26 protein-coding genes are annotated in these 24,682 nt (G+C 40.6%); 11 read left to right on the forward strand and 15 right to left on the reverse strand.

The window, feature by feature from the left end:
• Positions 1-81: 81 nt before the first annotated feature.
• Positions 82-420: a hypothetical protein gene (locus HGR01_RS35625; RefSeq protein WP_096621939.1), complete on the reverse strand. Its 339-nt coding sequence runs from the start codon at positions 418-420 to the stop codon at positions 82-84.
• 177 nt (positions 421-597) lie between these two features.
• On the opposite strand from HGR01_RS35625, the gene HGR01_RS35630 reads away from it, so the two are divergent.
• Positions 598-1,167 carry a hypothetical protein gene (locus HGR01_RS35630; RefSeq protein WP_045867542.1) on the forward strand — a complete coding sequence of 190 codons (570 nt, stop codon included), beginning with the start codon at positions 598-600 and terminating at the stop codon, positions 1,165-1,167.
• Positions 1,168-1,620: 453 nt separating this feature from the next.
• On the opposite strand, the gene HGR01_RS35635 is transcribed toward HGR01_RS35630, so the two are convergent.
• Positions 1,621-2,211, reverse strand: a complete 591-nt coding sequence (locus HGR01_RS35635; RefSeq protein WP_045867544.1) for a chromophore lyase CpcT/CpeT — start codon at positions 2,209-2,211, stop codon at positions 1,621-1,623.
• A gap of 95 nt (positions 2,212-2,306) precedes the next feature.
• Between HGR01_RS35635 and HGR01_RS35640 the strand changes: the two genes are divergently transcribed.
• Together HGR01_RS35640 and HGR01_RS35645 are read left to right on the forward strand one after the other, a co-directional pair.
• Entirely contained in the window at positions 2,307-2,468 is a 162-nt protein-coding gene (locus HGR01_RS35640; protein WP_168160922.1) for a hypothetical protein, read from the forward strand.
• 119 nt (positions 2,469-2,587) lie between these two features.
• Positions 2,588-3,808 (forward strand): tetratricopeptide repeat protein, encoded by a 1,221-nt coding sequence (locus tag HGR01_RS35645; RefSeq protein ID WP_045868780.1) that lies wholly within the window; start codon positions 2,588-2,590, stop codon positions 3,806-3,808.
• 260 nt (positions 3,809-4,068) lie between these two features.
• Here HGR01_RS35645 and HGR01_RS35650 read toward each other — a convergent pair whose 3' ends face one another.
• The 3 genes from HGR01_RS35650 to HGR01_RS35660 form a co-directional block, all read right to left on the reverse strand.
• On the reverse strand, positions 4,069-6,615 hold the full coding sequence (locus HGR01_RS35650) for a penicillin acylase family protein (protein ID WP_045868781.1): 2,547 nt from the start codon (positions 6,613-6,615) through the stop codon (positions 4,069-4,071).
• 311 nt (positions 6,616-6,926) lie between these two features.
• Entirely contained in the window at positions 6,927-8,135 is a 1,209-nt protein-coding gene (locus tag HGR01_RS35655) for a hypothetical protein (protein WP_052335027.1), read from the reverse strand.
• 642 nt (positions 8,136-8,777) lie between these two features.
• Positions 8,778-9,011: a hypothetical protein gene (locus HGR01_RS35660; protein WP_155538907.1), complete on the reverse strand. Its 234-nt coding sequence runs from the start codon at positions 9,009-9,011 to the stop codon at positions 8,778-8,780.
• Between the two features lie 140 nt (positions 9,012-9,151).
• On the opposite strand from HGR01_RS35660, the gene HGR01_RS35665 reads away from it, so the two are divergent.
• The 4 genes from HGR01_RS35665 (at position 9,152) to HGR01_RS35680 (ending at position 12,902) form a co-directional block, all read left to right on the forward strand.
• The gene (locus HGR01_RS35665) at positions 9,152-9,898 is read left to right on the forward strand and encodes an RNA methyltransferase (RefSeq protein WP_045867545.1); all 747 of its coding nucleotides are present in this window, start codon (positions 9,152-9,154) and stop codon (positions 9,896-9,898) included.
• A 165-nt stretch (positions 9,899-10,063) separates the two neighbouring features.
• Positions 10,064-11,689, forward strand: a complete 1,626-nt coding sequence (locus tag HGR01_RS35670) for a serine hydrolase (protein WP_045867546.1) — start codon at positions 10,064-10,066, stop codon at positions 11,687-11,689.
• Between the two features lie 530 nt (positions 11,690-12,219).
• Positions 12,220-12,588 carry a photosystem II reaction center protein Psb28 gene (psb28, locus tag HGR01_RS35675; RefSeq protein WP_045867547.1) on the forward strand — a complete coding sequence of 123 codons (369 nt, stop codon included), beginning with the start codon at positions 12,220-12,222 and terminating at the stop codon, positions 12,586-12,588.
• Between the two features lie 122 nt (positions 12,589-12,710).
• A complete protein-coding gene (locus HGR01_RS35680; RefSeq protein ID WP_045867548.1) occupies positions 12,711-12,902 on the forward strand; it encodes a DUF6887 family protein in 192 nt (63 codons plus the stop codon).
• Positions 12,903-12,948: 46 nt separating this feature from the next.
• On the opposite strand, the gene dprA is transcribed toward HGR01_RS35680, so the two are convergent.
• The 4 genes from dprA to HGR01_RS35700 all read right to left on the reverse strand — a co-directional run bounded on the left by dprA (position 12,949) and on the right by HGR01_RS35700 (position 16,668).
• Complete coding sequence (gene dprA, locus HGR01_RS35685; RefSeq protein WP_045867549.1) at positions 12,949-14,067, reverse strand: DNA-processing protein DprA; 1,119 nt, start codon at positions 14,065-14,067, stop codon at positions 12,949-12,951.
• Between the two features lie 262 nt (positions 14,068-14,329).
• Positions 14,330-15,022 carry an ElyC/SanA/YdcF family protein gene (locus tag HGR01_RS35690; protein WP_045867550.1) on the reverse strand — a complete coding sequence of 231 codons (693 nt, stop codon included), beginning with the start codon at positions 15,020-15,022 and terminating at the stop codon, positions 14,330-14,332.
• Positions 15,022-15,678 (reverse strand): DUF2301 domain-containing membrane protein, encoded by a 657-nt coding sequence (locus tag HGR01_RS35695; RefSeq protein WP_045867551.1) that lies wholly within the window; start codon positions 15,676-15,678, stop codon positions 15,022-15,024. Before HGR01_RS35695 ends, HGR01_RS35690 begins: the two co-directional genes overlap by 1 nt.
• Before the next feature lie 177 nt (positions 15,679-15,855).
• Positions 15,856-16,668, reverse strand: coding sequence for an S-adenosyl-l-methionine hydroxide adenosyltransferase family protein (locus tag HGR01_RS35700; protein WP_045867552.1), 813 nt, complete (start codon positions 16,666-16,668; stop codon positions 15,856-15,858).
• 123 nt (positions 16,669-16,791) lie between these two features.
• Between HGR01_RS35700 and HGR01_RS35705 the strand changes: the two genes are divergently transcribed.
• A complete protein-coding gene (locus tag HGR01_RS35705; protein ID WP_168160923.1) occupies positions 16,792-16,947 on the forward strand; it encodes a hypothetical protein in 156 nt (51 codons plus the stop codon).
• Between the two features lie 89 nt (positions 16,948-17,036).
• On the opposite strand, the gene HGR01_RS42030 is transcribed toward HGR01_RS35705, so the two are convergent.
• From HGR01_RS42030 to HGR01_RS35715, 3 genes are all read right to left on the reverse strand, one after another.
• Entirely contained in the window at positions 17,037-17,183 is a 147-nt protein-coding gene (locus HGR01_RS42030) for a PEP-CTERM sorting domain-containing protein (protein WP_081583866.1), read from the reverse strand.
• A 221-nt stretch (positions 17,184-17,404) separates the two neighbouring features.
• Positions 17,405-17,947 (reverse strand): GAF domain-containing protein, encoded by a 543-nt coding sequence (locus HGR01_RS35710; RefSeq protein ID WP_045867553.1) that lies wholly within the window; start codon positions 17,945-17,947, stop codon positions 17,405-17,407.
• A 224-nt stretch (positions 17,948-18,171) separates the two neighbouring features.
• Positions 18,172-18,483 (reverse strand): hypothetical protein, encoded by a 312-nt coding sequence (locus tag HGR01_RS35715; protein WP_045867554.1) that lies wholly within the window; start codon positions 18,481-18,483, stop codon positions 18,172-18,174.
• A gap of 499 nt (positions 18,484-18,982) precedes the next feature.
• Here HGR01_RS35715 and HGR01_RS35720 point away from each other — a divergent pair, with 499 nt between their 5' ends.
• From HGR01_RS35720 to HGR01_RS35730, 3 genes are all read left to right on the forward strand, one after another.
• Complete coding sequence (locus tag HGR01_RS35720; protein ID WP_045867555.1) at positions 18,983-19,453, forward strand: hypothetical protein; 471 nt, start codon at positions 18,983-18,985, stop codon at positions 19,451-19,453.
• Positions 19,434-20,114, forward strand: coding sequence for a PAS domain-containing protein (locus HGR01_RS35725; RefSeq protein ID WP_045867556.1), 681 nt, complete (start codon positions 19,434-19,436; stop codon positions 20,112-20,114). Before HGR01_RS35720 ends, HGR01_RS35725 begins: the two co-directional genes overlap by 20 nt.
• Before the next feature lie 674 nt (positions 20,115-20,788).
• A complete protein-coding gene (locus HGR01_RS35730; RefSeq protein ID WP_045867557.1) occupies positions 20,789-21,943 on the forward strand; it encodes a CapA family protein in 1,155 nt (384 codons plus the stop codon).
• A 229-nt stretch (positions 21,944-22,172) separates the two neighbouring features.
• Here the strand turns inward: HGR01_RS35730 and HGR01_RS35735 are convergent, their stop codons facing one another.
• The 3 genes from HGR01_RS35735 to HGR01_RS35745 all read right to left on the reverse strand — a co-directional run bounded on the left by HGR01_RS35735 (position 22,173) and on the right by HGR01_RS35745 (position 24,235).
• Positions 22,173-22,484, reverse strand: a complete 312-nt coding sequence (locus HGR01_RS35735) for an RNA recognition motif domain-containing protein (protein ID WP_045867558.1) — start codon at positions 22,482-22,484, stop codon at positions 22,173-22,175.
• Positions 22,485-22,713: 229 nt separating this feature from the next.
• Complete coding sequence (locus tag HGR01_RS35740; RefSeq protein WP_045867559.1) at positions 22,714-23,955, reverse strand: DUF6745 domain-containing protein; 1,242 nt, start codon at positions 23,953-23,955, stop codon at positions 22,714-22,716.
• Entirely contained in the window at positions 23,942-24,235 is a 294-nt protein-coding gene (locus HGR01_RS35745) for a hypothetical protein (RefSeq protein ID WP_045867560.1), read from the reverse strand. Before HGR01_RS35745 ends, HGR01_RS35740 begins: the two co-directional genes overlap by 14 nt.
• Positions 24,236-24,682: the final 447 nt, after the last annotated feature.

Here is a 24,682-nt window from a genome sequence, read left to right on the forward strand (position 1 = left end):
GAACCCACCTTAGTTATTACTTCTCTTTCCTAACCTATGTAGGAAAATTTTGATAACAGGGTAGCTATCTACTCAGTTTCTTTATTTATAGTCAGGGTCAGGTTGAGTTAGACCCACAGCAGTAAATATAAAGGATGATACATTAAGTAGGAAACTAACCCAGCCTTTGGTAGTACAGGTTTCAGAACTATAAGAACCGACAGCGAAAGTAGAGCAATCATAGAGAAAACTTTTCATGCCATCATTCCTATAGCTGAGAAGCACGACAAACACAAACCAGAATAGAAAGGCGATTATTACCCACATAAATAAGAAAAAGCAGCAGGAGTAGATAACTCTAAATACGGGATTATTTCTCAATTCTGCTGGTAAATTATCTAAAGCAGCTTCTAGTATACTTTTGGGTTGAGGAGGTTGCATGAAACACCCTATGGATTACCGTTATTTATAGAGTAATCTCCTCTAATAAAGGGCTTGTAGGGGGATAATACTGAAATTTAGCCCTTTATAGACCTAGAAGGCATAAATTTATGACTTTGTTATTCCAAGCTTGAATCTGGGTAATTTAAGGTTAGGTATCTCAGTAGGCTGATACAAATGAAACTCAGTAAAACAGTCTTAGCCCTAACCCTAGCTTGTTCAATGACCATTTCAGTATTGATAGAGAGCGCTGCATTAGCCCAAAAGAAAAAATTTATTGTCTGTGATACTCCTGAGGAAACTGCTTCTGAAATTAAGAAGACAGTAAGCTTACCTAATATGGGGATAAGGGTAGAAGTCCCAGCTAACTACAGAGCAGTAGGTAGAAAGGACGATTCTACATTGTTTGTAGATAATGGAACTTATAAATATCTGCAATGTGTAGCTAATAATCCAGGAGCAGGGGGAAGAGGAATATTTGGATTTATGGTAGAGAGATCCAAGGCTAATTACTTGTATAGTAATGTCCAAGATGAGGTTCCGGGAAAACCAAACTTCTTTATTGTTTGGGAAAAGCAGCCTTTAGGTGAAGAGACTTCGCATCTTCTGAGTCTTAGAATTAAGACTCAGAAGGGAATTATAGAAGTTACAGAAGTAGATGGTAACGGGCCTATAACTACTGAAACCGAAGCTATACAGCAAAGAAATAACCTGGTTGAATTAGCTAGCATTATAGAAATAATTTAGATTATTTAAATCTTGTTCTATCAAGTTTCTATTTCTTCTTCTATTACCTTCTGATTCTGGTGTCTTTTAATTATCTCTTCTATTATCTTAGAACGATTATCACGTTGAATGTTTTGACACTTCCTAGCTGAAGCTGTCGATATAAACGCAGGAATCTACTCTCTAGTTCCTCTATCTGCTCTATCTTCTGTGTCGATAGAGATGGGATCTCTATATCAACGTTTTGATATACCTCAACACATTTCATCCAAATATCAGATAATTCCACAACTATATTTAGGTCGCTTATCTGCTGACTATTTATCCTGTAGTTATTCTCATCTAGTGTGCCTCTCGTAAAGTCTTTGAAAATGTGAACTTCTAGAATCAATCTATACATCCTTGCCAGTTTTTTTACTTAGCGCGATCGCATGACTTCAGAGAAACCCTGCTAGGAGCGATCGCGTCTCACTATCAAATTTTTACTTCATCAGCGAAACTATTCCATCGCACAAAGTGAAATGGCCCAGCCACTGATCCCCAAAGATGCTCATCAGTTTCTAGATCTCTTCCTCTGTCAAGGCTCAGAAGTCTCTCTTCGTTAATGTCAAATTCATTATCAAGATAGGTTTTTTGCCCGTTGCGAACGACTATACAGCCTTTTCCGGGTTGTATCCTACCTTTAAAGCTGTTGCCAGTCCATTCTACAATCATGTCACACCCTGCCATCTTTTCTACGTCATCAGTAGTTAAGGTAGCGAGTTTTTCGAGATTGCGGGAAGCACCGTAAAATTTTTCTTCTTCTTTAACTGTGTAGTTTTCTAGTTGAATGCGATCGCCTTCAGTGACAAACTTCAATACTCGCAAACGATAAGGTTGATTAAGTGCATAGTCATAGGCTTGCTCTAAAAACAAACTCACCCCTGATAAAAGTTCTAAGGGTAAGGGACGCATACACACACGAATATGTGCATAAAAAGGCGGGTTTTCAAAAGCTTGTTCTTGATTGCTAAAATCAGCTGCCATCCAACGAGCTAAGGTAGCAATGTCTGTAGAGTGAGTCATTACAGATAAATAAAGTCCACTGGAAGTATTTTATGTTATTTGGGGAAGGGGGAAGGGGTAATGAGTAATGAGTAATGGGTAATGAGTAATGAGTAATGAGTAATGGCTCTTCTCCCCTGCACCACTGCTCTTCTGCACCCCTGCTTCCTCTGCTTCCTCATCCCCAGTCCCTAGTCCCCAGTCCCCAGTCCCCAGTCCCCAATCCCCAATCGGGAGAATTACGATCGCTTTATGCGTCCATCAAACTGGTAGTTTAGGTTAGGGGTTGGGAGATTAACAGTTGAAAATGAAAGAAGCTAACTATAGCAAGCATTTTGGTTGGGGTAAAAGCTTAATGACTCATTATGTAAATTACTCTAAGCCAAGTAAAGTATCTATGCTACGTCTCTTCAGTGTAATTGTGACTGCGGCTATAATTTGGCAGTTTAGCGGTTCGTTGACTTTGGCGCAGAACAAAAAGCCGAAACAGCCAGAGCAATTTCCGCCTAGTCCATTAGAAAATATTCTCCCCGATCCCTTACTATCACCTTTGGGCGATCCGAAAAATTTGACTCCTACACAACTACAACAGCTAGAACCGCAACTTGATCAATTAAATCAGGAAGCGGCGGCTAAGTTGCAAGCTGGAGATACGGTAGCGGCGTTTGAACTGTGGAACCGAGAATTACGTTTACGCCGCTTGTATGGTTCATTAACAGAAGTGCAAGCATTGTCACGGGTGGGAGCAATAGCGTTTAATCAAAATAATCGCGAAGAAGTGCAATTTATTACCCAACGCTTGCAAGCTATCCAACAGCAAGCCCTATCTCAGCCATTACTAGATTTACAATTATTGCGATCGCTTGGTGGTGCTTATGAACAAGTGCGATCGCCTAAACAAGCTCTAGAAGTTTACAATCGGCTTTTGGCTGTAGTTTTAGAACAAAAAAATACTACTGCGATTATTGATACGCTCAAAAATATTGGCGAAGTACATCTAGCTTGGTTCGATTATCCTCAAGCCGCAACTACTTACCAACAACTATTAAGTTTAGCGACGGCTCAAGGTGATAAATTAAACGAAGTTGCATACCTGCAACAGCTAGCTTATATATATGAACAGGGCAAAGACTTCCAAGAATCCATAAATACACTTAACAAGCTGGCACAAGTTTACACTGCAGAAAATAATACTGCTGCATTACCTAAATTAAAATTGGCGATCGCTTCTAATTATCAAGTATTAGCCAAGGATAATCCTGCCTTACTACCAGAAGCATTTAAAAACTATCAACAAGCATACTCTACGGCTTGGGAATTAGAGCAATATGTCGATGCTGGTGAAGCTTTGCAGCAATTAATTGCGTTATATCGTTCTCAAGGACAAATTAACGATGCTTTGCAAACTAGCCAAATTTTAGTAGAAGCCCAGACAAAAGCCAGTAACTTTTACGGCATGATGCAAGCATACGACCAAATAGGGCAAATGTATGTTGAAAGTAAACAGTATCCTCAAGCACTAGCCGCTTTTCAAAAAGGCTTAGAATTAGCCCAACAACTTAAGTATGATGAAACATACTTTACTCAGCAAATTGATAAGCTACCGAAGGCAAATTAAGTTTGTCATTTGTCATTTGTCATTGGTCATTGGTCATTGGTCATTTGTCATTGGTCATTGGTCATTGGTCATTGGTCATTTGTCATTTGTCAAAATAGATATTTCCCCATTACCCATTACCCATTACCCATTACCCATTACCCATTACCCATTACCCATTACCCATTACCCATTACCCATTACCCATTACCCATTACCCATTACCCATTACCCATTACCCATTACCCATTACCCAGTCCCCAGTCCCCAATCCCCATTCCCTACTTCACCCGCAATTTCAATGTTGCGGTTGTATTCGCATCAACTTTTTGCTTTTCCCAAAGCATGGGGTGGTATTCAATTTTGCGCCAGGGGTCAATCATGTCTGTGTAGTGGGTGTGGAAGGCGTGGCCTGATTGACCGGGGGTGTGAATGGCTACGGAGTTGTCGAGATTTTTTAAGTCTACAACCATGCGGAGGGAGGGAATATCAGTTACCTCGAAGGATTTATTGGCTTTCCAGCGATTAGCATTGACGCTTTCCCCGTTCCCAGCAGTGGGAAATGCACCACGATTCAATAAAGCTTCAATGGGTGCTAACCCAGATTTGCCTAAGGTAGCATTCCGAAAAGTCACGGTATGTAAATCACCCCAGTTCCAGGATTTGGGGTCTTTACCTTGAAGGCGTTCGAGTTCATCTACAGCTTTGGTGAAGGACTGGCGGAGAATTTCGTCGCGGTTTTCCACTTTGCGAGTATTGCGGTTATCCCACCAGCTACTATTGGGCTTTTTGACGAGATTTTTCACCACAGCATACCAGCGATCGCCTCCATCAGGATAATATTCTGGGGGTAATTGATCGTGGAAGGTGTCGGCTAGTAAGTGTTTCCAGAATACTTCAAATAAAGCTGCTGCGGGCGATCGCATTTCTAGCTGTAAGTTCCAATCTAGTAGCAGCTGTTTGGCGGCTTCGTGTCGTGGGTTATCGAGGGCAATATTATTGAATAAAGGTACTAGGGTTTGGGCATTTAAATTCTGGTTGTCACCCTGAATCAACTCTACTTCTAGTAAGGAGAGAATTTGCTGTGATTTGGCAATCATCTCCACAATCCGTTGGGCGCGGTAGCCATAAACCCAGTCTGTAGTAATTAAATAAGGATAATTATTTTGTACTAAGTTATTGGCGGTAGCAATGTAACCTTGGGGAGGATTAAAACTTGTGGGTAGTTGCTCATAGTCAATATAACCTTGCCATTCATATTCATCAGTCCAGCCAGGAACCGGATAGCGCCCCTTACCTTTAGCTCTAATAGGGAATTTACCAGGCATTTGGTAGCCAATATTGCCATCAACATCAGCATAAACAAAGTTCTGGGCTGGAACATCAAAGTTCTCTACGGCTTGGCGAAACTCTTGCCAATTTTGGGCGCGATTAATTAGGGGAATGGCGTATCCTAAAGTGGAAGGCTCTAAAGCTGTCCACCGTAAGGCTACAGCATATTTTGGCGGAACTTCTACGCCGCCTTTTGCGGGAAACTGTTGGAGTTTAGCTGAAACATCCGAAAGAATGGGGCCATGTCTGGTGTAGCGTACTGTTTGGACAATTGGCTTACTTCCCGCAACTTGAATTGTCTCTTGTACGAGTTGCATATCTACCCATTTGCCATTTACCTCATATTGGTTGGGGTTTGCAGGGTTGATTTTCTCGATGTACAAATCCATCACATCTGGTTCCACATTGGTGACACCCCAAGCAATGCGATCGCTATGACCGATAATTACTCCTAGCATCCCCGCAAAAGAAAAACCAGTGACGTTGTAGGGACATTCACTATTTTTCGGTGTACAGTGCAAACCAACTTCATACCAAATCGAAGGCATTTGTACTGCTAAGTGGGGGTCATTTGCTAATATGGGCTTGCCTGTAGTGGTGCGAGAACCAGATATTACCCAATTATTAGAACCTATACCTATTGCTCTGGAGCCAATTAACTCTTCTAAAGCCTTCATGGGTTGGGTAATTGTGGCTAAGGCTTGGGTAATGGGTAATTGAGAGTCTGTAAGATGAGCAGCAATTAGTTGTGTTTCGTCAAAATCATCCTGTTCGCCTGTTTTGCGTTTTTGCGAATCGGGTAAGATGACTGGTAAATCTTGGGGGTATGGGGGAAATAGTTCTTCAACCTGAGCCAAATTTAAGTTTTTCAGCAGAATGGTACGTTCCATTTCGCGCTCAAAGTTTCGCCCCAAGTCGTAAGCCATGACTTTACCCCAAGTCAGGGAGTGGAGCAGTTGCCAAGGTTCTGGCTTATACCCAGGATTAAGCAATTTCAACATGGCATATTCTAAACTGATAGCACTGCCTTGATGCTCTGCTAAATAAGCGTTTACCCCTTGAGCATAAGCTTCCAGATATGCCTTCATCTCTGCATTCACTTGTTGGATTTCTTGCTGCGCTATCCTCGCCCAACCCATTGTCCGCAGATATTTGTCAGTAGCTATTTGAGAAGGGCCAAACATCTCTGCTAGCCGCCCGGAACCAATGTGTCGCCAAAAGTCCATTTGCCAAAAGCGATCTTGAGCGTGGATATACCCTTGCGCCATAAATAAATCGTGGGAGTTGGTAGCATAAATATGCGGTACACCCCATTGATCGCGTTGGACTGTCACCTCAGCCTTTAACCCGGCAAGTGCGATCGCTCCATTTTCTTGGGGAAAGGATTGCCTTACAGTATAGGTGGCAAATCCTACTATTAATAAACCCAATAATAATAGTAAGATAATTGTCTTTTTGAGTAACTTTTGCAACCAAATCTTCTTGGCTCTTCTCATTGCGCGGGCCGTGGCATATTTTATGAAACCATCGGACATTGTACTGCTTAGAGCGCTCTATTTATTCTCTCGACACAAGATTTAGATTTAATCGTTCAAAAGCGAGTATTTTCCAGCAGATTTTTCTATCTCATCCCTTTTAAAGCTGTCACCGATTCTTGCACCCTGAAAACGCAACCCCGAAACTCAATCCTGATTTGCTCACCTCGACTCATAATTTCTGGTGATATAGCGTTTACCAGACAATTTTTAGCTTTTTATGAGATTCCTATAAGTTGGAGTCGATGAGTAGCAAAATATCACTTCTACCATTAACCAATATCTTCTTGTAATCTCACCTTGGCATTCACTATGTTGAGATCAGCAATTGATGGTACTGGTTGGATAGCAGTGAGATGTGATGATATCTGTGCTCCTAATTTACGCAAACAAGTAAGTTTATCCATTGTGGTGAAATTGAGATTGTTGAAAATCTCTTTAGCGGCTCGCACAGAAATTAAGTTGATGGGGATAGATTTTTTGATGTTGGAGTCTAATTTTTGGACGAAACCATTAAATACAACCCAATCTAGGTGTTGACCTAAATCTGCGGCAAAAACTTCGCTAATTGTTCTTAAAGTGATAGACGCGATGATATTTTCATATAATTCCTCAATTTGTCGTAGCGTTCTGGGAATTCCGTAAATTTCATCTTTGCCGCCATCGTACCTCAACTCTGTAATTGTCGGAATAATTTTCCATACAGGGAGTTGATAATCAATTACTAATTGTTTCGCTTCGGATACATAAGCTACTTTAAATTGCTGTGGAAACGCCACCTTGTTTTCATCCGTATAGGATATGTATTGCAAATCTTCTAAGGTTGGATATTCTGAACGTTCTAATACCATTTCATTGTAAAGAACTACAGCCGCTTCAACTCTGGCGTAGTAAGCTTCTTCTAATTCATCTACTTCTGCATTGCGCTTTTTAGTTTCTAAAATTGCCGTGTGTTTATGCCATTCATAATTGGCTTTTAAGCGCTCTATTGATAATTGGCGACTAGTTTCTTTTTCTTCATATTCCTGCTTGGCAAGTTGATAATTTAATTCTGCATTTTGCAAAGCTTGCTGATATATTTGTTCTAAAAAAGGTAGCCTTTGCATTAACCAATGAGGTAACGCCATCGGTTTGCGAAATTTTGGTTTTGGTAATCCAATTGATAATTGCTTAGGAGTTTCCATTGCAGGAAATGTATCACGAATTCGCAATTTATCAAATGAAACTATATCTTCTACTGCCAGAGTATGCTCTAGGATAGTCCGCAACTCAATTATCCAATCTGCTATTTCTACATTAATCTCATCAACATCGCCCAATCTTTGTTCTAAATAATTTGGCTGATGCAGTTTTTTCTTTTGCTGTAATAATTTTTTCGCTTTATTGGCAGCTTGTTTTCTTTCTATCTCCTTCTGTCTATGAGAGCGGGCACACTCTCTGGCAGTATCTTTAACCAGACTAGATGGTATATTTTTTTTCATCTTTAACAGCTCCTAATGTCTGGGGTCATAAAAACTTTTATGGTAGCAAGATACATTTTATTTGCCCTCATAGTACCTAACTATTTATTTTGGCTGTGATTGTAAATAATCATGCTAGCGTGACGAAAAGAAACCAACAATCATATATTCAAGAATTCTTTTCAGTGAAAATACTGAAAATTTAACTATTGAACTACTGAGCAAAAAAATTGTAGAAGCTAGTCTATAGATCATAAACGCTGGTTGATATTGCTACCTGAATTTCACAATTTTTTTACTGTAAAAATCGCATAATTTTATGTAATATTTCTAACTTCATCAACATAAAAAAACCTCCTACAAAAATTTATCTGATGTCTAGCTCAATACAAGTTCATTACCAGTAAAGGATAAATCATGACCATAACCCTTCTGAAGCTTATACTATTGACTGACAGTGAGCTATTCAACTTATTCTATAAACATATAGCTATATACAGTTATAAAGAATAAACATCTTATTATTGCTGTAATATTTCTTTGAACTTAACTAAATATTTACTCAGATACTTGTTGAGACTCTGATTGGAAAATAGTTAAATTTCATACTAAATTTCCACCTTTGTGTGTCCGTGCTCATGCTTGAGCAAAAGAATTGATCAGTCATAGAGGATTTTTTGTCAAAAAAAATACTAATCTTACCAAGATGATGCGATCGCTATCCCAATAAAACACCTCCCAGTTTAGATGTAACTTTCTTAACGTTACTAATGCCAAAGATGGAACTTCGCTGTAGATAAAGCCTCCGAGAATATACTGCAACTTTCTCACTACTTTGCGTCTAAGCGGAACTGCGTAACGCTGTCCCTGACTTTTGATCGGTAGCCTATAGAACATGATATTAGACTGATATTAGATATTCACTACAAAAATTACGCCATCCGCCAAAATCGCGAAAATAATTTCTAGGAGAATCTTCCGCAAAAGGTAAAATAACGAGAATTACTTGATTTAGCTGGGATAGCGGGAGGCAAAAAATGGGATTAGCTGGGGTGAGAATTGTGTTGGTAGAACCAGCTGGCCCCATGAATGTCGGTTCAATCGCCAGGGTAATGAAAAATTTTGGCTTGCATCAGCTGGTAATCGTCAATCCTCAATGCGATCGCCTGTCGATGGAAGCTATGAAAATGGCAGTTCATGCCAAAGAAATTTTAGAATCTGCTGTGGTGGTAGAGACTCTACCAGCCGCCTTACAAGGATGTGTGCGGGTAATAGCCACAACGGGAAGAGTTAGCAGTTGGGAAACCCCTTTAGAAAATCCCCGTACTGCACTTCCTTGGTTACTTGAAGAAGTAGAAAAACCAGTGGCGCTGGTTTTTGGTCGGGAAGATAGGGGATTAAGTAATGAAGAATTAAATTATGCTCAAAGGTTCGTCACAATTCCCAGTAATAAAAATTATCAATCCTTGAACTTGGCAACGGCGGTAGCTATTTGTTGTTATGAGATGGCTCAATTTATCGAGCAACCAGAAGCTCAACCCACATTAGCCACACAAATTGCTCCCTGGGAGATGAGGGAAGCATATTACCAAGAATTAGAAGCTTTATTGCTGAAAATTGGTTATCTTTACCCCCATACCGCAGCCAGCCGTATGGAAAAATTTCGCCAATTATATAATCGTACACACCTGCAAACTACAGAAGTAGCTATGTTGCGGGGGATTTTACGGCAGGTAGAATGGGCACTAACCAATGCTCGCGATCGCGAAAACTGCGATTCGTAGATTAACATATACCCATTACTCCCCCCAAAATAGATAATATGGCCTAAACTAAACACAAAAATGCTACTTAGTGGCAAAAAGTGATGTCTGTATTTCAGTGCTTGAGAAGAAATTTTTGGTTTGGGAGTTGGCATAAACAAGTGCATTGGGTCGCAAGGAGTAGCCGTGTCAGAATCGATTGACAAACAAATACCTTTCTCGCGGCGTGAACCCAGAAACCGCCGCCAACGTCCACGCAAAGTCCAAAAGGTGGAACAAAAGAAGACGAAAGTACCCGCGCAGAAACGTGGAGGCGCAAAAGAAGCGCCACTGACGCGTGTAACAAATAGTAACAGTTATACACCAATGGTGGTTGGCGGCTCTAGATCCAAGGCAGGATTAGTCATGCCAGCAGCAGTCAAACCCATACCTCGAAACAAGGTAGCGACTCCACAAGTACAATCCAACACTGTGAAGTTAAAAACAGTGCGGGTAAATCAGCATGGGGTGGCAAAAACTGTGGTGCGATCGCGCAAGACGCGTTTAAAGCCAATGGCTAGAACCCTGCTATATACCTTACGGTTGTTAATCGTAGGTGTTGGGATTGGTGCCATTATGGGTACGGTGTTATCTATATTAGATCCAGCTTCGCGGATGACTCCCACATCTTCATCCTCATCTAATACCAACGCCGGACAAACCCAGCCTACCCCCAATGCTGCAACACCCTCCGGCTTATCTTTATCACAAGAAATTCCCTCATTAAAATCTGCCGTGCAAAACCTGGCGGCTGCAAACCCTAGTCTGACACCAGGGGTTTTATTAGTTGATTTAGATACAGGTTCTTATGTAGATATTAATAGTGCCGCCAGTTTTCCCGCCGCTAGTACAATTAAAGTTCCTATCTTAGTAGCCTTTTTCCAAGATTTAGATGCAGGAAAAATCCGGTTAGATGAAATGCTGACCATGCAGCAAAGTATGATTGCTGGTGGTTCCGGAAATATGCAATACAAGCCTGCGGGAACCCAGTATTCAGCTTTAGAAGTCGCCACAAAAATGATTACGATCAGCGACAATACAGCTACAAATATGCTGATTGCGCGCTTGGGAGGAATAGAAGCACTTAACCAAAGATTCCGCAGTTGGGGTTTGACAACCACAGCCATTCGTAATCAACTCCCCGATTTACAAGGAACAAATACCACCAGTCCCAAGGAATTAGCCACATTGATGGCGATGGTAAATCAGGGGAACTTGGTGAATATGCGATCGCGCGATCGCTTACTCGATATCATGCGCCAAACTGAAAGAGACAATTTGCTCCCATCCGGTTTAGGCACAGGCGCGACTATTGCCCATAAAACAGGCGATATTGGTACAATGCTGGCAGATGCAGGTTTAGTTGATATCCCCACAGGTAAGCGCTACATAGCCGCAGTCATGGTACAGCGTCCCAACAACGATGCGCGCGCCGAAAAACTGATTAGCGGTATTTCGCGTGCAGCTTACCAACAATTTAGCCAAAATGGTGCCATCCCCAATGTGACAAGTAGTCCTATACCAACCACTGGTTATCAGACTCCAGTCATGTCACCCTCTGTACCCAACAGTGGTGTTAATACTGTACCAGTAATGCCCAATAATGGGGTTAACAATGTACCCATGATGCCCAACAATGGGGGTAATGCATTACCAATGAATGGTTATCCTGCCCCAGTGATGGCTCCTTACCCAAATGGTATGGTAAATCCTATGCCGAATACTGGTTATCCATATCCAGTCATGAATCCCCAATATTACCCACCAAGGTAATATAGCGCTTCCCATGCTGGTGAGGTACAGCAATAAAAAATTAACCGCCGATGAAAAAGGATAAACGCAGATAAACGCCGATAAATTTGTACTTCACTAGACTAGGAAACGCTATACCATTTTGGATTTTGGATTTTGCGGAAAGTTGCGTGCGGGGGTTCCCCCCGTTGAGCAAACTTTCCAAGACAGGTTTTGGATTGTGAAAGATTGATTGACTAAGCTTTTCGGCAATTCATTTGTCCCAATCATTATTCAAATTGGTATAAACTAAGGAGCCATAAAAGTTTTCCTTGGACATTTGGTGTTTGTAAGTTTTTATACTAAAAATTGTGAATTCGGCAGAATATTTAAACCTGCAAACCCAGATAATACCTAACGTTCTTAATTACGAATTACGAATTACGAATTACTGAACACCTCTGAAGACTGAAAATAAATGAAGAATACTCATCAAAAGGATGAAGTGTGAAAGCTGATGCTTTCTAAGCTTCATCCTTTATCCTTCATACTTTTTAATTCTTCATTTAAATATGGAATCAACAACACCTTCTATCCAATTTTTTTCAGGACTTTTTGAAGAACTGAGTAATGTCAGCTTGCGGCGTGAAGTTCGCACTGGTAAACGTATAGTAGTAATGTTTTTTGAAAAACTCCAAGCTTTGGAAGGGTTTAATAGCTTTACTAAACCATCTTTAAATTCATTACGTTTAACTGATGAAGAAGGCGAAATTAATGTGACTCCTTCTTCTACTCGCTTCATTTTTGGTGGTGATGAAGGTGATGAATTACAGCGAGTTGAATGTAAATTTGAAATTGAGCAAGATGATCATTGGGAAAGATTTATGCGTTTTATGCACCGCTACGCTGAAGCAAATGGCATGGAATATGGCGAACGGTAAATAATCCAATAAAGTAAGTAGGGTGTGTTACGGCTGTGAAAGGATTTGGGACACAGAGACAATGAAATTTAGCCGTAACGCACCATCAATGCGACTTTATAAATAACCTCTTCGCTTACAAAATGACGCAACCCAACTTTGCGGATATGACGGATGCCGAATTACGAGTTTACGTGTTGCATAATCCTAACAATACTGAAGCTTTTTATGCATACGTTGACCGCTTACACGCAGCGAACCCCAACCCAAAGCTAATGTCAATTGAAGAGGCTGAAGCTGAATTGGAAAAGAGAGTTAATCAAGGACAAAGATAGCCGTTCACGTAGGATGCGTTACGCTATCGCTAACGCATCAGCGCGATCAAACTTTTTGATATCGCATTCCTGGGAGTTGCGATACTAAACCCATCAATTCTAACTGTAATAAAGCGCTGGAAACTGAACCAGCATCCATACCAGTTTTTTGAATAATAAAATCAAATGGTAAAGCATCAGAAGCGATCGCATTAATTACCTGTTGCAATTCTGGTGCTAAATCTGGCAAACTCAATTGCTGGGGTGCTGAAGAATCTTGTACTACGTCGATTTGTGGTATTGCTCCCAGGGTTTTTAATAGTTCGTCTAATTCTTTGAGAATTATGGAAGCGCCTTGACTAATTAATTTTAAACAACCTTGAGATGGATAATCGTCAATTCTCCCAGGTAAAGCGTATACATCTCTACCAAAATCATTAGCGTAGGTAGCTGTAATTAACGCACCCGATTTGATTGGTGCTTCGATAACTAAAATGGCGCGACTCAAACCTGCAATAATCCGATTGCGACGTGGGAAGTGATTGCGATCAGGTGGGGTTTTGGCGGGATACTCACTGACGACTAATCCCGCAGTCAAAATCTGCTTGTAGAGTTCCCGGTTTTTGGGTGGATAAATAATATCAACACCTGTACCTAAAACTGCGATCGTTCTCCCACCAGCTTTCATTGTAGCGGCATGGCTTTCGGTATCGATGCCCTCAGCCATTCCCGAAACTACTGTAAAGCCGTTTTTTGCTAAAGCTGTGCTAATTTGGCGAGTCCAACGGATGCCATAATCTGAAGGTTGACGAGTTCCAACAATTCCCACTAAAGGTTTATTTCCCAAATTTTCTTGTAGTTCAACTTCACCGCGATAGTACAAACAAGCAGGTGGACTGGGGGTTTCTAATAGCAAGCGGGGATAATCTACATCTGCTGGTGTCCAAAAATGGGGGTTTTCTTCCTGGTGCTTGATCAATAATTGTTCTGGATGCAAACGCGATCGCTGTTTGACTACTTTTTCTAAAGTCTGAAAACCAAAACCCTCTACCTGCGACAATTCCGCCTTTGTTGCTTTCCAAGCTATAGACAGCGTACCAAAATGCTGCTGCAAACGCCGCAGAAATACAGGGCCAATCCCAGAAATTTGCGACCAAGCTAACCAATACGCGCGTTCTTCTCCCACTTTCTCATCCTCACAGCCATTGGTTTGAGTATTCCCAATTTTGGCTTAGTTGTTAATGGGGATTGGGGATTGGGGATTGGGGATTGGGGACTGGGGATTGGGGACTGGGGAATGGGGAAAAGGGGACTGGGGAATGGGGACTGGGGAACTCGGGGCCCCCTCTGGGGATAAGGGGTAATGGGGACTGGGGAAAGGGGAAAGGAGAATAACAAACACCAAATGACAAATGACAAATGACAAATGACAAATGACAAACCCCAACTTAAGCCTTCCAATTAAAAAATTGTGCATAAATATATGCGATCACTTCATCTAAGACTGTTCGCACACCTTGGCTGTAACGCCACCATTGCTGGGGATTGTAGTCTCTGTTGGTAGATGCGATCGCGCCTACTTGAATATGAGAGGCTAATACTTTTTTAAATAGCAGCCAGCTTCTACGAGTATGAGCATCCCAAGAGAATAGATTGATGGATTCTCCGCTAAACTCTGAATTGGCTAACCAGCGACTAAATTCGTTAGCAGATGCATAGCTACGATCCTTAATTACATAAGGTGCTGGAACAGCTATCACTTTCTCTGGTGCTACACCTAGTTTTTTTAATGTGATTGCGGCTACGTCTGCAAAGCTTTTATATGCGCTTAAATAACTTCCTTGCTCTAATGTTCCGCCTGTGGTGATAATTTGGCGATAATTCCCGCGTTTAAATTCACTAATCGCCTCTTGGAGTGCATAATCTGGTACCCATCCTTCCACTACCAAGATTTTTGCTGATTTGATAGGAGTATTGACGGCTAGAAATGGATGTATATGAGTAATTGCGAAAAATAGTAAAGCCGCAACTAGCGTGATCGCAATTATCCATCCCTGAACCGTCAAAACCCACAATTCTTGGCGTTTAATTAATCGAATTTTGGGTAGTTTTAGCTGCTGGCGATTGTTTCTCTTCTGCATTAACCCTTATTTGAACGCTGCTGTTTCAAATAAGTAAACACAGACTTATCGCCAATATCCGCAGGAATTGCTTGCACTGTTTTTCGCAATGCAAAGACTAAAAACAAAATTGCCCAAATTCCTAGTAAAACCTGTTCTGCTGGAATTGGTAAAATTCCTACCAAATGCCCTAACAACAATATTGGTACTGTAAAAGTTAATATCTTAGTTTCCAAGCGATTAAAGCAAAAAGCTTCTTTGAAATAAATACCTGTCAGCGCTACAAAGGTAAATCCAACACCGAATAAGGTAAGAGGATGATTGTAAACGGTAACAGCTAAAGGTTCGCTGCTATAAAACGCCAATCCCACTGCTGCAATGCTACCAATTGCCCAAAAAGCCTGTAACAGTCGGTGCAATGCCAGCATATAAATATGGATGGTGAATAAACTTACACCAAGAGCCAGTGTAAAACAAGCATATAGCGGAGTTAGCGCTGCTAAAGTTGCTGGTTGATTGTTGAACACCACTAAAGCGCTAGCGATCGCCAAGCTAAGTGCAGCTACCATTAACCCAGCGCGATAGATAATTACCCCAGTGCGATCGCTTTGAGTAATTGTAAATTCCCCAAACTGACCTTGATAAACTTCTGGTGCTGATAATGTTTGTGTAGTCATAGATTAGTTATGAGTCTGGATTTGGTATCTCTACAATAAATCTTTCACCATCCAAAATCTAAAATTGTAGAACTTCTAGCCTCAATAGTTGTCAGTTCAGAGGGAAAGGATAAAGAAAAAACCTTTCACCCTTACCCTTTCCCCTTTTACCCTAACCACATTCAAAGGTGAAAATCTTTAACCGAGCCGTATTACCTCTAAACTATCTTGCCAGTTAATCTGCAATTGTGACTGTGCATTACCACTATTGATGGCAATTTCTACCCAGCCATGACTTCCTACTAATGCAATGGCTTCTCTAACTTTGACATCGCTGTAAGTTTCACACCCCGGTATTGTCAAGCTTCCCACTTGTACGCGCCAGGTTTTACCCTGCACATAACTCCCCGGAATGTTGCTCACTAGGTTACCAAAATGGTCAATATATTGAATACAACCTGTGATAACATTTCCTCTCTGTTGGCATTCTGTGATCTCTAGCTGTACCAAACTAGCGGGATCAATTTCTCGCCCCAGTTCTTGGATTGGTACACCGCTTGCTAAATTAGCTCCAACTGGTGCGAAAATATCTCTACCGTGAAAAGTGTGGCTAATTTCGGTGCTCCGCCAATAATTACGATTTGTTAACTCAACTGCTGCGATCGCCTGTTGTTGACTGAGTATGCCACTGAAAATGCCATTATCCGGCCCTACTAAAAATCCTTGGGCAAACTCTACTGCGATCGCCCTGCGTTTGCTACCCACTCCCGGATCTACCACAGCTATATGCACCGTCCCCTCTGGGAAGTAAGGATAAGCATCCATTAAGCAAAACCTAGCTGCTGCTAGATTTTGCGGTGTAATTTGGTGATTTAAGTCGATAACCCTTAGCTGAGGGTTGATTTGAGCAATTACGCCCTTCATTACAGCTACATAAACATCGCGATCGCCAAAATCGCTTAACAGCGTCACTACGCTGGCTTTGCCATCAAGGATTTGAGATTTATCCATTGGTAGATACGATGTTCATCTATAAATATATAATAAAGCAGAAAAATCTGTAACAAAGGCTACGAAATTTGTGCTATATTATGAATACAAAACAAAAAAGCCGAGAGATAACCAGGTAATCATATGAATAAAAATAGATTACAAGCCGCCAACCAAGCCAGAGAAGCCCACAGAGAAAATATTCAAAGAAATATCGAACGTCGCCTGCAAGTAGCGAGAGCCAACGGCGACGAGAGACTAGTTCGTCAATTAGAAGACGAAATGAATTATTGTCGTTAAATCAACAACTCCTTGTTTATAGTTTTGTGACATTTAACCCTGCTCACGCAGGGTTTTGTCTTTTGAGATGTTTTGTCCAGATGCTTTGGTCAAATTTGCTTAATTTTGAATTTTGAATTTTGGATTCCCCGCAGGGGTTGACGTTTCATCCACAAACCAAAACCGAGAGCAAGCAATGAGCCACCAATAGTCAATGGTTCGGGAACCTCTTGAAAAGCATGGTTAGGGACTTCCAACTAAAAAAATATCCCGTCGCTGAGTAGGTAGGGGGGGAAAGAAAAATATTAGTACAAACTTTTTTATTAAATAGCTACTTCATAGAAAATTGATAACATCAAGCTAAACTAACAAACTGGCGATTAAAAACTTGCCATTGCTTTGATTGCAAGATATTTGAGGAGCAAAGGTAGATGAATTGTCTCAAAATTTTTGTGCAATGATGTGCGTTATGTGTTTATCAAGTTGGATAATTAGTGACAGCTTTGACATAGCTAACTGCCAAAGGTGTAAGTAGGCTTTCTAGTTGCGTGACAAAAGCGCGATCGCTCTTTGACCAAATCCGCTTTTGACCAAACACACAAGGCTGCAAAATTCCCCATAATTGCTGATTTTGGCACAAATGAGCATGAATCAGCGCTCTATGTCCAAAATTCTGACGCTCAAATTCTTTATTTACTACTTCTGGACTTTCAGTCTCTATATCTTCAACATAAACAGAAGGCTGATTCTGTAATGCAGCCGCAAATAAAGGATCTTCTTGGGGTAACGACTCTGGATCTAATCTCCACTCAGAGTCAGTAATATCGGGTATTTCTGAATTTCGCCGCCAGCAATAGGCGACTTTAGCAAACTTAGTTTGAGGATTTCTCAGATAGAGAAAACAGCGATCGCACTGCAAAACTTCTCCAATGATAGGCAGTATTGCAGTAAAAATCTCATCCGGCTCGCTGTATTTGTCTAAAACACTTTGTATGGATGCTGGCAAAACTAGCTTACTCATCAAAATTTGGGTGATGTTCTTGGATATTTTCTCAATGCCTGACCATCCAAAACATCACCCTCTGGCAATACTTATGGGTGAAGGGGAAACAGGGGAATGGAAAAGAAAAAACCTTTAACCTTTAACCTTTCACCTTTTCCCCAAAACCAAAAACGAGCAGTATCGCATTCACCGATACAAATCACGACTTAATACCGACTTGCAGAAATTTTCAAACCTAGTCTCTAAACCACTGTCACCGCTTCCAAGCTGCTTTCCAGTCCAGAGACTATCAGAGATGTCATTTGTAAAATTGCAGCGCGATCGCCCATCTGACAACGATCAAACAAAACATCGCCATCTAATTCTGGATAGTTCGCTAAGGTCTGAAGTATATTCTCTCTAGCGTGAAGGTTATTGTTCGCACATGCGGTATACAGTACTAGTCCTGCCATCGTGTACAAATCTAACATTGGCTCATCGCTACCTTCCATTTGGACAATGTTAGGAAACTCAGACAAAGGATGGACGAATTGCTCAAAGGTTAATTGGGTCATAGTTATTGTTGATTCGATACCGTGAATGAGTTTAAACCCAGGTAATCAGGCATTACGGCAACTTGATGCTGTTAAAACCAAAAATGAGATTGACCTTTGTTACTCTGAAAAACATCATTTGTGCAGTGAATTTTATTTTTCGTAACAGAGTGTAGATGTCCATCCAAATTAGCCAAGTACAACATGAGAATTCAGTAGGCAAATTTAGGCTCTATTGTTGTACAATGGGCACAAGCATATATACTTAATAACAATGGGTCGTCAAAAACCCTCAATTTGCACATTAAGGTGAGAAGCTAGCTACAAAAAATCGCAGCTAGCCCCAGGTGTTGTCTACCGTTTCTTAGTCTTCAGCCGCTTACTGCTCCATGTAAACCATACTAGTCTTGTCATTTTTTTTTGTCAAGTTGTCATTTAAATGTGACACATGAAAATGTCTTGCATTTCCGACTTCATGAGAGAAAATAGGAACAAGTACTAAATTCACCATTTGAGATATATGACTGACAGAAGGCGTTCTGATGATTACAAGCAAATTAGCGGCTATATTCCCCGGGATTTAGCCTTAGAATTCAAGAGCATCTGTGCGCGCTTGGGCATTTCTCAAAGCGACGCAATAGAGGAAATGACTCAGGAGTGGATCACTAAAAAAATTGGTTCTCGCTCCGAAACCCCACAAAAGCCCGAAACAATTGCTGATGTAGTACAAGCCAACATGACAAAACTCAAGCGCTGTGGAGTTAAAAACCTACAAGCGCTGGCAAAAGGTGAAGTACTCCCAACACCAGGAGACTTCGCAATCATCACATCGGCTTTAGGTATTCCAGAGGAGGAAAGAAAAAAGATTTGGCAAGAAACATTTAAAGTTTCTGTATATCAGGATAAAGTTTCCGTGTATCGGGACATTAAGGGTGTAAAAGTATATAGAGATTCTGGAGGTGTCGAAAAAGATGAGTGTGAGTATTCTTAGAATCCTCAACTTACCGGGGTGGAATTATAAAATGTCTCATGAAGGGGTTTCAATTTTTGCCCCTACCAAGCGCGATGCCACGCATTTAGCGCAAAGCTACGGAGACGCTCTGAGCGAAACTGCATACAAAATAAATGGGAAAGTGCGGATACGCTGGCGAGGCTGTAAACAACCAATTGAATTTTTTGGCTGGATGGCGACTAAAGAACCGCCAACATTGCCAGAAACTGCGGAACGGATATTGCAATATCAGGGTGCTGTGTTTTGCAGCCAGTTACAAGTTCCATCGGAGTTGTTGTACCGCATGGTTGCTGCAGCAGAAAACGAGCGCCCAGTGAGCATCGTTAGACAAGATACTCGCAAGCAGATTATTGTGAATCAGCCAATGGCTGAAATGTTACAAACGCCGCCAGAAATTGCTACTCAACGGGTAATGACCCAATTTTGGCTACCCGAGGATTTGGCGGAACTAGAGCAAAAATTATATAACGATCGCCGATTTACCTGGACATATTCTGCTGGGTTAAATGAAAAAGCTTGGGCAATTCTCACGACTCAGTTCGAGGCTTTTGAGGTGGAAGGCATTTGGTACAGACAAGGAACTTGTTTGTCAACGCCTCAACTCGTGCCCATTCCACCTGGAGTGTTTGAACCGGCTTAAATACATCATTTAGCTTTTTCTGAAATTTAACCAACAGTTATCAGGTGCTTGCATTCCATTAAGGTGTGCTTTATTACAGGTTTCTACCACTAGTACAACAAGGTGCTTGCTATTACAATTCAATAATGAAATGAAACAAACCGATGTAATTAGCCTTTGCAGCATTTGTCATCGGTATTTTCCGCCCTTGTTGAATATTTTGATTTGGAATATTTTGATCCCGTAAACCGAAACATTAGATTCAAGCTGCAATAAATTACAGCAGATTGCAGTTTCATAACAGTAGAAAAATTAATCCCAATTCAAATAATCTTTGCAACACATCAATATATTCTGGAGGGCATAGCATTGTCGTGCCCTCTACCTACCTAAGTACCTAAACAAAAATATTTACAGTCATTGCGAGCGAAGCGAAGCAATCCCAGCCCTTGCGATTGCTTCATTTCGCTTCGCTACATTCGCAATGACATTGTGTAATTAATTTTGTGTAACTACTTATCTGTCGCATTCTTTTTCCAAAATGGTATGGTCTCTAGTTCCTGTTCCTGTTGAAAAACTTCTATTCTCAAAATAGATGGGGTTTATGTATTCAAATTTGCCAAAATCAGGGAAAAAACTATACCAAGTATGAGAATTTGTGGGATAAACTGATGCCATCATTTGAGGAGTGAATGATGGTTAATCAGAAGCTGAGACATTTATTCTCAGTAGGTTTTATCAGTTGTTGTTTTTGCCTAGGTATTGGTATAGGAATTTTCATTCGTTTTGGGCAGATGCAGCGTTCAGATGCAGCTACAACACCTACAGAACCCCTGCAACTTCCCTTTGTTGTCCCTGAAAATCAGGCAAATCCTTCAGACACGATTACGATTAAAGCTGTTGGTGATGTAATTCCTGGTACGAATTATCCTAACTACAGACTACCTCGCTTTCGCGATGAACTCTTGCCAAAGTCTGTGAGAGGTTATCTACAGGGAGCTGATATTTTATTTGGTAATTTTGAAAGTAGCTTAACTAACTATCCCTACAGTGCTAAAGATGTCAGTCAAGGGCAAACTTTTGCTTTTCGTTCTCCACCTGATTATGCTCAATTATTTGCTGATGTTGGTTTTGATGTGATGAATGTAGCCAACAATCATGCAATGGATTTTGGCCCTATAGGATTTCGTGATACAGTCAAAAACCTTGCTGCTGTAGGTATTGACACATTAGGTCATAAAAATCAGATTCTCTACTTACAAGCTAATAATATTCCGGTCGCAATGATCGGATTTACTACTTATGACTTGTATAATTCTGTTAACGATTTAGAAGCTGCTAAAGCCTTAGTTTTAGAAGCTAAAAATAATGCCAATATTGTAGTTGTTTCGATGCAAGTAGGAGCTGAAGGTACAGGGGCGCTACGAGTTAAAAATGAGACAGAATATTTCTATGGAGAAAATAGAGGCAATTCGCTAAAGTTTGCCCGCACAATGGTTGATATGGGCGCAGACTTAGTTATTGGGCATGGGCCTCATGTACCCAGAGCCATCGAAATTTATAAAGGTAAATTAATTGCCTATTCTTTGGGTAACTTTTTAGGTTATCGGACTTTATCAACAGCAGCCGAGACTGGTTACTCAATGATATTAGAAGCTAAACTCAACTCTAAAGGAGATTTATTGTTTAGTAAAATTATCCCTGTTCATCTAGATAAGCAGGGAATTCCTCGAATAGATCAGAGGTTTAGAACTGTAGGATTGCTGCGTTATTTGAACAAAAAAGATTTTCCCGATAATCAAGTAAAGATTAATAAAAGGGGTGAAATAGTGGTGATGAATACCCAATAGTCAGGGCTTGATTTTTGAATTTTGAAGCACTATCAACGCAGATTAACTTAACGCAGGTAGTGCTTTTTTAGAACCTGTCAAAATCATTGAAAAATAAGCAGTTCAAGTATAGATTTGAACTGCTTATTATATAAGCAAGCAGTTCAGTAAATTACTGAATCTGCGAATAATGGGATATTTTTGTTAGCTAAGGCTTGTTATAGTTTGCCTTCATGAATAGACTCAGGACTTAATAACCTCGTGAGTATCCACTAGCATTTCTTTCCCAATTGCCACCACCAGAGCGAGCACCTCTGTCCTCCCGTGGTTTAGCTTTATTAACTTTCATTACACGCCCCATCCATTCGGCACCATCTAGAGCTTCGATAGCTGCATCTTCTGCGGCTGATGATTCCATTTCCACGAAACCAAAGCCACGTAAGCGACCAGTTTCCCGATCTGTGGGTAATTGAACTCGCTTTACAGTACCGTACTCAGAAAATACCTTGCTGAGGTCATCTTGTGTGACGCTGTAGGATAGGTTCCCTACGTAAATAGACATGAAACTCTCCAGAATCCATTGATGCAGAGATGCTTATCCGGGGAGGCGCTTGCAATTATAACTAAAAACAAGATTTGTATCACCGAATCTAACTTCTCCAATTTTATGCTATCACAACTTTTAGCTAGCGCGGCTATAAATCTTATCCATTTATGGTAATGTGTGATACAATAAAAAACTTTCTTGATTTCGGCTAATTTATTGATTAGGTAAATATCAAATTTATAATTCAGGTTTGAACTGCAAATTCTTCGGGAGCAATTCCCCAATTTATCCAGCAAATAGCCTCATGTGCTGATTTCATATCTGGTGGAACTCGCAAGGCGTGGATAAACCCAGTGCTAGGACAAGTCATTTTTAATAAATAAACTGGCTCTTCATCAACATCAGCATCAATCTTTAAAAGCGTATATTCTGCCCATGTATCTAATTCAAGAGCTTGTAATTCTTGGCAAATTCGGGCATAACCAATACCTTGAATTAACACTCGCCGCAACTCGGCATTATTTTCTGTTAATAACCATTGCGCTTGCCATTGCTGCGGGTGAACTTTTCCGTATTTTTCAGGTAAAGTTACACCGTGATAAAAGTAGAGGCTAAATCCATCAGCGTACTCGATAGCTGGTTCGCCTTCTGCATGGAGACGATTTTGATGATCGAAACGAATATGAAGCGGGCGATCGCAGATAATTACAGCTTTATCAAAAGCAAAAATCCATCCGCACTCTTTAATTAAAGATTGATATATTAACAATTCTGGGAAAATTTCATAAACCCATACACAAGTAATAATAAAATCCCTGAAGCTGTTAATTTTACACTCTTCTTCTGGGTGAAAACATAGCCTAAAGAAATTATTGATGTAAGAGTATAAACTGGCTTGGAGAGAAGATGATAACCGACTTCCGAGTTGCAGGTTTATTTGTTGCCAATCTTCACTTTGTAGTTGTTCATTCAGATAGATTCTGATGTAATTTTCTAGTACAAAACTTAGCCGAAAACCTAAAATATCGGAGAAATTGTTATTTAATTTACTATAGACCAGTTTATCGAATAGGTCTTCATCGATTTTGATATCCTGAAAAACTTGAGGATATATTGAATAACTCAGATCGCTGAAGAACGAAGTTTGTCTTCCTAATGGCTCTAGTGGCTTTTCTAGCAAATCCCTTTGCAGCCTTTTTAGGTTACTAATTGATGAATTATTTAATTGGCTAACAACTTTGTTATTTAATTCCTGCTTCAAGTAATCAAGCTTGTCAAAGATAGTAGATTTGAGAGCTAGATAAGGACTTTCAGAAAAAATAATGTTAGGAGCATTCTTACCACTTGCTAAGTAGGCTGCTTTTACTGCTTCTGCAGCTTTTTCACGATCAATTCGTTCAGTGGAAAGCGCAATTTTTCGCCACTTATCCCGATAAACTGGAATTAAAGCTTCTTGCTCAGACGTTAACTTTTCAATCAGCGACATAGCGCCACCCTTCAGGCTCGTATTCTCGTTGAATTTTCACCATCCAATGACCTTGCGGAACTGCGATCGCCTGATGTTCTTCGTGAGCTAACAAAGCAGTCTGAGAATACACACGTAAGTACAAAGTATCATTTTTGAAAAATAATTTTGCCTCACCCTCAGTAATACGGTGCTTATGCCCAGTTACCTCGCCTTCTGCCAAGGTCAAGTGAGGTATCTTTTCTCCTTCAACTTGTGGCACAGGTAGTAGAATGACATCACCTTGACGGATTGGCTGCATAGTTCAAACTCCAAGATAGGTACAAACCCCACTTCGTTTTTGCTCTCAAGTTTGATTTAATTTTGGCACAACCTTTGTGGGAATAGGGATGGGAAAGATGAGGTCACAAGGTGAAAAGGTAAAACGGAAAAAGGGAACAAATAACGAACACCCATTACCCATTACCCATTACCCAGTCCCCAAACACACGACGTATCACTCTATTACACTTTGGGGGTATTTTGAAAACTGTAGTCGCCAATTTTGCTGATATAAGTTAAAGATTGAAATAGCTGGAAATTCTAAGCCAGTGTTTTCCTACCTTATTATCTGGAAAGGACAGTGCCCAAACTTTAGCGGATTTTCACCCTAATGGGCAGTTTGTGTGAAGATAAACTCACATCAATAAGCGCGACGTTCCATTTTGACATCACGCCCAATCGTCTAAATTTCTCTGTTTAGCTTCGC

Source organism: Tolypothrix sp. PCC 7712, from assembly GCF_025860405.1.
Classification (GTDB): Bacteria; Cyanobacteriota; Cyanobacteriia; order Cyanobacteriales; family Nostocaceae; genus Aulosira; species Aulosira diplosiphon.

Excerpts from the sequence above, each read along its gene's own strand:
- HGR01_RS35625 (WP_096621939.1), bottom strand. The coding sequence starts at position 420 with ATGCAACCTCCTCAACCCAAAAGTATACTAGAAGCTGCTTTAGATAAT.
- HGR01_RS35630 (WP_045867542.1), top strand. The coding sequence starts at position 598 with ATGAAACTCAGTAAAACAGTCTTAGCCCTAACCCTAGCTTGTTCAATG.
- HGR01_RS35635 (WP_045867544.1), bottom strand. The coding sequence starts at position 2,211 with ATGACTCACTCTACAGACATTGCTACCTTAGCTCGTTGGATGGCAGCT.
- HGR01_RS35640 (WP_168160922.1), top strand. The coding sequence starts at position 2,307 with ATGAGTAATGGCTCTTCTCCCCTGCACCACTGCTCTTCTGCACCCCTG.
- HGR01_RS35645 (WP_045868780.1), top strand. The coding sequence starts at position 2,588 with ATGCTACGTCTCTTCAGTGTAATTGTGACTGCGGCTATAATTTGGCAG.
- HGR01_RS35650 (WP_045868781.1), bottom strand. The coding sequence starts at position 6,615 with ATGAGAAGAGCCAAGAAGATTTGGTTGCAAAAGTTACTCAAAAAGACA.
- HGR01_RS35655 (WP_052335027.1), bottom strand. The coding sequence starts at position 8,135 with ATGAAAAAAAATATACCATCTAGTCTGGTTAAAGATACTGCCAGAGAG.
- HGR01_RS35660 (WP_155538907.1), bottom strand. The coding sequence starts at position 9,011 with ATGTTCTATAGGCTACCGATCAAAAGTCAGGGACAGCGTTACGCAGTT.
- HGR01_RS35665 (WP_045867545.1), top strand. The coding sequence starts at position 9,152 with ATGGGATTAGCTGGGGTGAGAATTGTGTTGGTAGAACCAGCTGGCCCC.
- psb28 (WP_045867547.1), top strand. The coding sequence starts at position 12,220 with ATGGAATCAACAACACCTTCTATCCAATTTTTTTCAGGACTTTTTGAA.
- HGR01_RS35680 (WP_045867548.1), top strand. The coding sequence starts at position 12,711 with ATGACGCAACCCAACTTTGCGGATATGACGGATGCCGAATTACGAGTT.
- HGR01_RS35690 (WP_045867550.1), bottom strand. The coding sequence starts at position 15,022 with ATGCAGAAGAGAAACAATCGCCAGCAGCTAAAACTACCCAAAATTCGA.
- HGR01_RS35695 (WP_045867551.1), bottom strand. The coding sequence starts at position 15,678 with ATGACTACACAAACATTATCAGCACCAGAAGTTTATCAAGGTCAGTTT.
- HGR01_RS35700 (WP_045867552.1), bottom strand. The coding sequence starts at position 16,668 with ATGGATAAATCTCAAATCCTTGATGGCAAAGCCAGCGTAGTGACGCTG.
- HGR01_RS35705 (WP_168160923.1), top strand. The coding sequence starts at position 16,792 with ATGAATAAAAATAGATTACAAGCCGCCAACCAAGCCAGAGAAGCCCAC.
- HGR01_RS35710 (WP_045867553.1), bottom strand. The coding sequence starts at position 17,947 with ATGAGTAAGCTAGTTTTGCCAGCATCCATACAAAGTGTTTTAGACAAA.
- HGR01_RS35715 (WP_045867554.1), bottom strand. The coding sequence starts at position 18,483 with ATGACCCAATTAACCTTTGAGCAATTCGTCCATCCTTTGTCTGAGTTT.
- HGR01_RS35720 (WP_045867555.1), top strand. The coding sequence starts at position 18,983 with ATGACTGACAGAAGGCGTTCTGATGATTACAAGCAAATTAGCGGCTAT.
- HGR01_RS35725 (WP_045867556.1), top strand. The coding sequence starts at position 19,434 with ATGAGTGTGAGTATTCTTAGAATCCTCAACTTACCGGGGTGGAATTAT.
- HGR01_RS35730 (WP_045867557.1), top strand. The coding sequence starts at position 20,789 with ATGGTTAATCAGAAGCTGAGACATTTATTCTCAGTAGGTTTTATCAGT.
- HGR01_RS35735 (WP_045867558.1), bottom strand. The coding sequence starts at position 22,484 with ATGTCTATTTACGTAGGGAACCTATCCTACAGCGTCACACAAGATGAC.
- HGR01_RS35740 (WP_045867559.1), bottom strand. The coding sequence starts at position 23,955 with ATGTCGCTGATTGAAAAGTTAACGTCTGAGCAAGAAGCTTTAATTCCA.
- HGR01_RS35745 (WP_045867560.1), bottom strand. The coding sequence starts at position 24,235 with ATGCAGCCAATCCGTCAAGGTGATGTCATTCTACTACCTGTGCCACAA.